This window comes from uncultured Xylophilus sp. (assembly GCA_913776965.1).
Taxonomy (GTDB): domain Bacteria; phylum Pseudomonadota; class Gammaproteobacteria; order Burkholderiales; family Burkholderiaceae_C; genus Xylophilus.
This window is the reverse complement of record CAJYQL010000005.1, coordinates 1-8,437: the sequence shown is the minus strand read 5'-3', so window position 1 is coordinate 8,437 and position 8,437 is coordinate 1. Positions and strand designations below refer to the sequence as shown.

Below are 8,437 nucleotides of genomic sequence, written 5' to 3'. Positions count from 1 at the left end.
TCGAAGGCAACAACCCCGCGGGATCGGTCAAGGACCGGCCGGCGCTGTCGATGATCAAGCGCGCCGAGGAGCGCGGCGACATCCGCCCGGGCGACACGCTGATCGAGGCGACGTCGGGCAACACCGGCATCGCGCTGGCGATGGCCGCCGCCATCCGCGGCTACCGCATGCAGCTGATCATGCCGGAGGACCTGTCGATCGAGCGGGCGCAGACGATGAAGGCATTCGGCGCCGAATTCATCCTCACCCCCAAGAGCGGCGGCATGGAATACGCCCGTGATCTGGCCGAGCAGATGCAGCGCGACGGCAAGGGCCGGGTGCTCGACCAGTTCGGCAACGCCGACAACCCGCGCATCCACTACGAGACCACCGGCCCCGAGATCTGGGAGGCGACGCATGGCCGCGTGACCCATTTCGTCAGCGCTATGGGCACCACCGGCACGATCACCGGCGTGGGCCGCTACTTGAAGGAAAAGAAGCCGTCGGTGCGCATCGTCGGCGCGCAGCCGGAAGAGGGCTCGCGCATTCCCGGCATCCGTAAGTGGCCGGCCGACTACATGCCGAAGATCTACGACGGCAGCCTGGTCGACGAGACGGTCAACGTCGCGCAGTCCGACGCGGAAGAGATGTGCCGCCGCCTGGCGCGGGAAGAGGGCATCTTCGGCGGCATCTCGGCGGCCGGCGCCTGCTGGGTGGCGCAGCAGATCGCGCAGCGCGAGCAGAACGCGACGATCGTCTTCATCGTCTGCGACCGGGGAGACCGATACCTGTCGACCGGCGTGTTTCCGGCATGAAATCGGGCTCCAGCGCCCGTCCTGCCTGCGCATCCAGCTACTGATTCGATAGCAACCAGCTTGTGACGACGATGAGCGACTTCCGTTTCTGCCCGCAGTGCGCCACGCCGCTGGCGTTCCTGGCGATGGCCGAGGACGGCGGCGAGAAACTGCGCAACCGCTGTCCCGCCTGCGGATGGACCCACTGGAACAACCCGACGCCGGTGCTCGCTGCGGTGGTCGAGTACCGGGGCCGGGTGCTGCTGGCGCGCAACGCGGCCTGGACGAACGGCATGTATGCGCTCATCACCGGCTTCATGGAAGCCGGCGAGTCGCCGGAGGACGGCATCCGCCGCGAGATCAAGGAAGAGACCAACCTCGACACGGATACGGTGTCGCTGATCGGCGTCTGGGATTTCCAGCGCATGAACCAAGTGCTGATCTGCTACCACGCGGTGGCGGACGGCACGGTCGTCCTGTCACCCGAACTGGCCGACTACCGGCTGCTGGAGCCGGCGGCGGTGCAGTGCTGGCCTGCCGGCACCGGCCATGCGCTAGCGGCCTGGCTGCGTTCGCGTGGCCACGAACCGCGCTTCATGGAATGGCCCAGGCCCGCTGCCGTGCCACCCGCCGGTGACGACGGCGGACGTTCCTAGAATCGACTTCCCTTTTCCCAGAACGACCCATGGACATCCACAAGGACCTCGACACCCGCGGACTCAACTGCCCGCTGCCCATCCTGAAGGCGAAAAAAGCGCTGGCCGACATGCAGAGCGGCCAGCTGCTGCGGGTGGTGTCCACCGACGGCGGATCGCTTCGGGATTTCGAGGCTTTCGCCCGCCAGACCGGCAACGAGCTGGTGGAGCAGCAGACGGTGGGCAGCGACTACATCCACGTGCTGCGCCGGCGCTGAAGGCGATCGTTGCACCGCCATCCCGGTAGGTGGCCCCCAAAAACACAACGGCCTGCGGATAACGCAGGCCGTTGTGTTTTGTGAAGCTGCAAGCTCAGAGCGCCAGCGACTTCAGGTACTCGCGAAATCCCGCGCCGAGCTGCGGATGGGCCAGCGCCAGCTCGACGTTGGCCTCCAGGAACCCTTCCTTGCTGCCGCAGTCGTAGCGGCGGCCTTCGTAGCGGTAGGCGAACACCTTTTCGCGGCGCATCAGCGCGGCGATGCCGTCGGTCAGCTGGATCTCGCCACCCACGCCGCGCGGCTGGTTGGCGATCTCGCGGAACACGCCCGGGGTCAGGATGTAGCGGCCGGCCACACCGAGGCGCGACGGGGCGTCTTCCGGTGCCGGCTTCTCGACCATGTGGGTCAGGTCCATCAGCCGGTCGTTGATCTGCGAGCCGGCGACGATGCCGTAGCGCTTGGTGTGCTCGGCCGGCACTTCCTGCACCGCCAGGATCGAGGCCTGCCATTCGCTGAACTGGTCCACCATCTGCTTCAGGACCGGCGGGGTGCCCACCATCAGATCGTCGGCCAGCAGCACGGCGAAGGGTTCGTTCACCACCACGCTCTGTGCGCACAGCACCGCATGGCCGAGGCCCATCGCCTTGGCCTGACGGATGTAGATGCACTCCATGTCGTCGGGCTTGATCGAGTGCACCAGCGCGAGCAGCTCCTTCTTGCCCGCCGCTTCCAGTTCGTGCTCGAGTTCGAACGCGGTGTCGAAGTGGTCCGGGATCGACCGCTTGCTGCGGCCGTTCACGAAGATCATCTGGCGGATGCCGGCGGCATACGCTTCCTCGACCGCATACTGGATCAGCGGCTTGTCGACCACCGGCAGCATTTCCTTCGGCTGCGCCTTGGTGGCAGGCAGGAAACGGGTGCCGAGGCCGGCGACGGGAAAGACCGCCTTGCGGATGCGGACGGGGGCTTGGCTCATTGCGTCGTAGGTCCTTCGATACGGATCGGCCGCGGCGGCTGCCAGCAGCGGCCATGATCCTAATCGACCGCGTGCCGCCCGCTGTAATGGGCTGTCAGCCCAGGCGCGCGAGCTGTTCGCGCAGCCGCGCCAGCGTCGCGCCGAAGTCGGCCAGGCGCTTCTTCTCCTGCTCGATCACCGCCGGCGGCGCCTTGGCGACGAAGGCCTCGTTGCCGAGCTTGCCGTGCGCCTTGGCGATCTCGCCTTCGATGCGCGCGGCTTCCTTGCCCAGGCGGGCCTTCTCGGCCGCGACGTCGATCTCCATGTGCAGGCACAGCCGCGCATCGCCCGCGATCGCGACCGGTGCCGCCTGCGCGGCCTGCTGCCACGCGGCTTCGTCGTCGAACACCCGCACCTCGCTCAGCTTGGCGAGCGACTGCAGCGCCGGCGCCGCGCTGCGCAGGAAGTCCGCATCGCCGACCGCATACAGCGGCAGCCGGGTGGCGGGCGACACGTTCATCTCGCCGCGCAGGTTGCGGCAGGCATCCACCGCCGCCTTCAGCTTGGCCACATAGGCTTCGGCCGTGGCGTCGATGCGGTCGGGCTGGCTGCGCGGGTAGTCGGCCACGCTGACCGAGGCTTGCGTGCCGGCGGCCAGCCGGCCGGCGACCGGGGCGACCTTCTGCCACAGCTCCTCGGTGATGAACGGGATCACCGGATGCGCCAGCCGCAGGATCGTTTCCAGCGTGCGGATCAGCGTGCGGCGGGTGGCGCGCTGCTGCGCTTCGTCGCCGGTCTGGATCTGCACCTTGGCGATCTCCAGGTACCAGTCGCAGAACTCGTTCCAGACGAATTCGTAGATCGCCGAGGCGACGTTGTCGAGCCGGTAGTCGGCGAAGCCCTTTTCGACCTCGGCCTCGACCCGCTGCAGCGCCGAGACGATCCAGCGGTCCGGCTGGCTGAAGGTCAGATAGCCGTGGGCGCTGCCGCCGGGCTGGCAGTCGGCCTTGCTGTGCTCGGCCAAGCCGCAGTCGCGGCTTTCGCAGTTCATCAGCACGAACCGGGTGGCGTTCCAGAGCTTGTTGCAGAAATTGCGATAGCCCTCGCAGCGCTTCGAATCGAAGTTGATGCTGCGGCCGAGCGAGGCGAGCGAGGCGAAGGTGAAACGCAGCGCGTCGGCGCCGAAGGCCGGGATGCCGTCCGGGAATTCCTTCTGCGTGTTCTTGCGCACCGCGGGCGCGGTCTCGGGCTTGCGCAGGCCGGTGGTGCGCTTGTCCAGCAGCGGTTCCAGCGCGATGCCGTCGATCAGATCCACCGGGTCGAGCACGTTGCCTTCGGACTTGCTCATCTTCTTGCCCTGTGCGTCTCGCACCAGGCCGTGGATGTAGACGTCCCTGAACGGCACCCGGCCGGTGAAGTGCGTGGTCATCATGATCATCCGGGCGACCCAGAAGAAGATGATGTCGTAGCCGGTCACCAGCGTGGAGGAGGGCAGGTAGAGGTTGTAGTCGTCGGTGGCGCCGTCGGTCTGGTGCGGCCAGCCCATCGTCGAGAAGGGCACCATGGCCGACGAATACCAGGTGTCGAGCACGTCGGCGTCGCGGGTCAGGGTCTTGCCGGGCGCCTGGGCCTGCGCTTCGGCTTCGTCGCGGGCGACGTACACGCAGCCGTCCTCGTCGTACCACGCGGGGATCTGGTGGCCCCACCAGAGCTGGCGGCTGATGCACCAGTCCTGGATGTTGTGCATCCACTGGTTGTAGGTGTTGACCCAGTTCTCGGGCACGAAGCGCACCGCGCCGCTCTCGACCGCGTCGATCGCCTTCTGCGCAATCGACTTGCCGGTGGCATCGCCTTCGCCGACCTTGTTCATCGCCATGAACCACTGGTCGGTCAGCATCGGCTCCACGACCTGGCCGGTGCGGGCGCAGCGTGGCACCATCAGCCGGTGCTTCTTCACCTCGACCAGCAGTCCGAGCGCGTCGAGGTCGGCCACCACCTGCTTGCGGGCGGCGAAGCGGTCCAGCCCGCGGTAGGCGGCCGGAGCGCTGTCATTGACGGTGGCGTCGAGCGTCAGGATGCCGATCATCGGCAGGCCGTGGCGCTGGCCGACCGCGTAGTCGTTGTAGTCGTGGGCCGGCGTGACCTTCACCATGCCGGTGCCGAAGGCCTTGTCGACATAGTCGTCGGCGATCACCGGGATCGTGCGGTCGCACAGCGGCAGGGCGACCTGCTTGCCGATCAGGTGGGCGTAACGCTCGTCTTCGGGGTGGACCATGACAGCGGTGTCGCCGAGCATCGTCTCGGGTCGGGTGGTTGCGACGACCACCGATTCGCCCGAGCCGTCGGCCAGCGGGTAGCGGATGTGCCAGAGCGAGCCGTCCTCCTCCTCGCTTTCCACTTCAAGGTCCGACACCGCGGTCTTCAGCGTCGGGTCCCAGTTGACGAGACGCTTGCCGCGGTAGACCAGGCCCTGCTCGTAGAGGCGCACGAAAGTCTCGGTCACCACGGTCGAGAGCTTCTCGTCCATCGTGAAGTACTCGTGCGACCAGTCCACGCTGTCGCCCATGCGGCGCATCTGCGTGGTGATGGTGTTGCCCGACTGCTCCTTCCATTCCCAGACGCGGGCGACGAAGTTCTTGCGGCCCAGGTCGTGGCGGCTCTGGCCCTGGGCCTGCAGCTGGCGCTCCACCACGATCTGGGTGGCGATACCGGCATGGTCGGTGCCGGGCACCCAGAGGGTGTTGGCGCCGCGCATGCGGTGGTAGCGGGCCAGCGAGTCCATCACCGTCTGGTTGAAGGCATGGCCCATGTGCAGCGTGCCGGTGACGTTCGGCGGCGGCAGCTGGATCGAGAAGGCCGGCGCACCCTCGCGCGGTGCGCCGGTGCCGCGGTAGCCTGCGCGGGCATAGCCGCGGGCCTCCCACAGCGGGCCCCAGTGCGCCTCCAGGGCGGCGGGCTCGAAGGACTTGGACAGGCTCTGGAGGCCGGGCTGGGAAAGGTCGCTCATGGCAGTCGGGCGGGCTGGGGGAAAAAGAAAACGGCACCGGAGGGGTGCCGTTCGTGCAGGTGGCGGATCGACGCCGATTTTAGCGGGGGGTGCGTCAGTCCGGCAGGTCGGCTGCGCGGCGCCACGCCTGGGCCGCCGCCGTATCGTCGCCGCGCTGCTCCGCAAGGCCGGCCAGCACCCGCCAGGCGCGGCAGCGCAGCCGGTCGGAGCGCAGTTCGCGGCTCGCCTGTTCCAGCAGTTTCTGCGCCTTGCCCCAGAGCTGCAGCCGCAGGCAGGCCATGCCGGCGAGGTACTGCAGGTACGCATCGCGCGGATTGCGCTGCTGGGCCGATTCGATCCGCGCCAGCCAGACCGGATCGACGTCTTCCAGGCTGTCTTCCAGCGCGCGGACCAGCCGGACCTCGAGCTGCTCGGGCAGGGCCGATTCGCTCGCGACGAATGCCTCCCAGGCGGGCAACAGCCAGGCGCGGGCGAGCGCCGGATCGCCGCCCAGCTGCTGCAGCCGGCGCGCTGCGTGCACGGCGAGCTCGGGCAGGTTGCGCTCGGTGGCTTCCAGCGACAGCCACGCCATGGCGAGCTGCTCGGTATCGTGGGCTTCATCGACCAGCTCGGTAGCCAAGCCGCGCACGATGCTCCGAGCCGCCGCCGGCGAGAACGCGCGGTGCTTGTGCAGCAGCCGGGCCGTGTCGAGCGCGGCGCGGGTGTGGCCGGCCAAGCGCGCCGCCTTCAGCTTGGTCCGCAACGCCAGCGTGCGGCGGGCGGCACCCTGCGGCAGCGCATCGAGCCAATCGAGCGCCGCGTCGGCGTCGCGGTCGTGCAGCGACCAGGTGGCGGCGCGCAGCTGCACGCCCTCGCGGACCTCCTGCCCCGGCGCCGACGGATTGCCGGCGGTCTGTTCGAGCGCATGCTGCAGGTGCAGCCCCCGGCCCGCACGGTCCTGCAGGGCGTGGCAGGCCTCGGCCGCCAGCAGATGCGCGAGGCCACGGACCTGCACCGCATGGGCGAGCGGCTCGCTGCTGCCGACCAGCGCCTTTTCCTGCGCGATCGCGAGTTCGGCCGCCTTGCGGGCCCGGATGAACCGGCCGGCGGTCTGGTGCGCGAGCGCGTCCAGCAGCGCCACATGCATCGCGCGCTCCTTCTGCTGGGTGCGCCAGCGGCTCGCACGCACCGGCAGGTCGATCAGCACCGACAGCGCGCGCAGCGCCGAATGGACCAGCACGAAGCCGCCGAGCAGCGCCAGCAGCACCATGTTGAGCGACAGGTCGATGCGGTAGGGCGGCCAGAACACCGTCACCGTGCCCTGGTTGTTGCCGGCGAACAGCGCGACGGCGACGGCGACGCCGAACAGCGCGAGGAACCAGAGGGCGGCGCGCATCGTCAGCGCCCGGCCGCGGCGGTCGCCAGCGCGGCAAAGGTGTCGTCGAGCCGGGGCAGGGCGCTGCCGCCGATCTGCGCCTGGGCCTGCTGCAGCAGCGACGTCGCGGTCTGCACGCGGCGTGCGGCCGGGTCGAAATAGCGGCCAAGCGCCGCCGACGCGGCGGCGAGGTCGGCGCGGGCCGCCTCGGGCTGGCGGGCGAGCACGCCGAGCCGCGCATTGACCAGCTTGAGCTTGAGGTTCTCGCGCAGGAAAAAGGACTGGTCGGGCGCGAGCAGCGCCGCTTCCGGCCGATCGATCCGGCTGACGCGCACCAGGCCGCGCAGTTCGTCGCGTACCGCGGCCCAGCCCCGCTGCAGTGCGGTACGCCACCACGGCAGTGCCGCGGCATCGCCCGGTACGTCGGTATTTGCGGCTGCGGTGGCGGTCGGGCGCGCCGCCATGCCCCCGGCCTGTGCGACGGCGTTGAGCAGCGGCAGACTGTCGACCAGCCGGACCAGCTCGTCGAGCCGCGCCAGCAGTCCGGGCGTATCAGTGGTGCCGGCCGACCGGACGCGGTCGATGTCGCGTGCGAGTGCGCGCTGCACCGGCACCAGGCGCGGCTGGGCGGCGCGTTCGATGCGCTGGTCGGCGGTGCGCATTGCGGCCAGCAGCGGCTCCACGCTGCCGGTGAGCTCGGACTGCTGCTGCGCAAGGCGCAGCGACGACTCGATGTCCACCACCAGCGTTTCGTCGCGCGAGCGCGAGAGGCTCTGCATCAGCTCTTCCAGCTGCGAACGCTGCAGGGCGACCTCGCCGAGCCGGGACTCGACCACGCCGACCCGCGTCGCGGTGTCCTGCGCGGTGTCCTGGGCCTGGCGGGCCATGGTGCGCGCCTCGATCGCCTGGGCGCCGGAATCGGCACTCTGGCGCGCCAGCTGTTCCTGGATCGACGACAGCCGCTGCCACAGCAGGACCGCGGCGACCAGGGCCACGACGGACAGCACCGCCACGCCGTAGAAGACCGGACGCGGCACGCCCGGATGCGCGGTGGGCGGCAGGCTCGCCGACGGGGTGGCAGCGGCGACCGGCAGGCCGGCCTCGGAAGCGGGCGAACTCATGCGGAGGATTCTATCGACGGGGTGACGGGCGGATCGGCGCGTGTCTCACAGCGCCGACAGGGTGTCGGCCACGGCGTCCACGGTCGGACGGCTGTGCAATACGCGGCCGAAGCCGGCGGCATGCGCGGCATCGGCGATGCGGGGATGGGTCGCCACGGCGGTCCCTTCGCGCAGCGCGGTCCCGGCGGGCAGCAGACGGACGAGATGGCCGATCGCCTCGGAGTTGCTGAAGATCCAGGCGGTCGATGCGCGGGCGAGCGCGGTCGCCGCCTGCGTCTCGTCGGGCGTCCAGGCCGGCGGTCCGCGGCGGTAGA

The 8,437-nt window shown here is 69.6% G+C and carries 7 protein-coding genes and 1 pseudogene; 3 read left to right on the top strand and 5 right to left on the bottom strand.

The annotated features are described in order from the left end of the window. The 3 genes from cysM to QZ500_RS00520 all read left to right on the top strand — a co-directional run. The coding region (cysM, locus tag QZ500_RS00530) for a cysteine synthase CysM (RefSeq protein WP_295849567.1) at nucleotides 1-794 on the top strand (794 nt) is incomplete at its 5' end. Nucleotides 795-865: 71 nt separating this feature from the next. Continuing rightward, nucleotides 866-1,429: an NUDIX hydrolase gene (locus QZ500_RS00525; RefSeq protein WP_295849565.1), complete on the top strand. Its 564-nt coding sequence runs from the start codon at nucleotides 866-868 to the stop codon at nucleotides 1,427-1,429. A 29-nt stretch (nucleotides 1,430-1,458) separates the two neighbouring features. Next, nucleotides 1,459-1,686: a sulfurtransferase TusA family protein gene (locus QZ500_RS00520; RefSeq protein WP_295849563.1), complete on the top strand. Its 228-nt coding sequence runs from the start codon at nucleotides 1,459-1,461 to the stop codon at nucleotides 1,684-1,686. A gap of 94 nt (nucleotides 1,687-1,780) precedes the next feature. On the opposite strand, the gene galU is transcribed toward QZ500_RS00520, so the two are convergent. From galU to QZ500_RS00495, 5 genes and pseudogenes are all read right to left on the bottom strand, one after another. Further along, nucleotides 1,781-2,662, bottom strand: coding sequence for a UTP--glucose-1-phosphate uridylyltransferase GalU (galU, locus tag QZ500_RS00515; protein WP_295849561.1), 882 nt, complete (start codon nucleotides 2,660-2,662; stop codon nucleotides 1,781-1,783). Nucleotides 2,663-2,756: 94 nt separating this feature from the next. Continuing rightward, the gene (locus QZ500_RS00510) at nucleotides 2,757-5,648 is read right to left on the bottom strand and encodes a valine--tRNA ligase (RefSeq protein ID WP_295849559.1); all 2,892 of its coding nucleotides are present in this window, start codon (nucleotides 5,646-5,648) and stop codon (nucleotides 2,757-2,759) included. A gap of 94 nt (nucleotides 5,649-5,742) precedes the next feature. Continuing rightward, nucleotides 5,743-7,023, bottom strand: coding sequence for a heme biosynthesis HemY N-terminal domain-containing protein (locus QZ500_RS00505; RefSeq protein ID WP_295849556.1), 1,281 nt, complete (start codon nucleotides 7,021-7,023; stop codon nucleotides 5,743-5,745). Nucleotides 7,024-7,025: 2 nt separating this feature from the next. Next, nucleotides 7,026-8,123: a uroporphyrinogen-III C-methyltransferase gene (locus QZ500_RS00500; protein ID WP_295849554.1), complete on the bottom strand. Its 1,098-nt coding sequence runs from the start codon at nucleotides 8,121-8,123 to the stop codon at nucleotides 7,026-7,028. Nucleotides 8,124-8,168: 45 nt separating this feature from the next. Continuing rightward, a pseudogene (locus QZ500_RS00495) lies at nucleotides 8,169-8,437 on the bottom strand (uroporphyrinogen-III synthase); the annotation flags it as partial.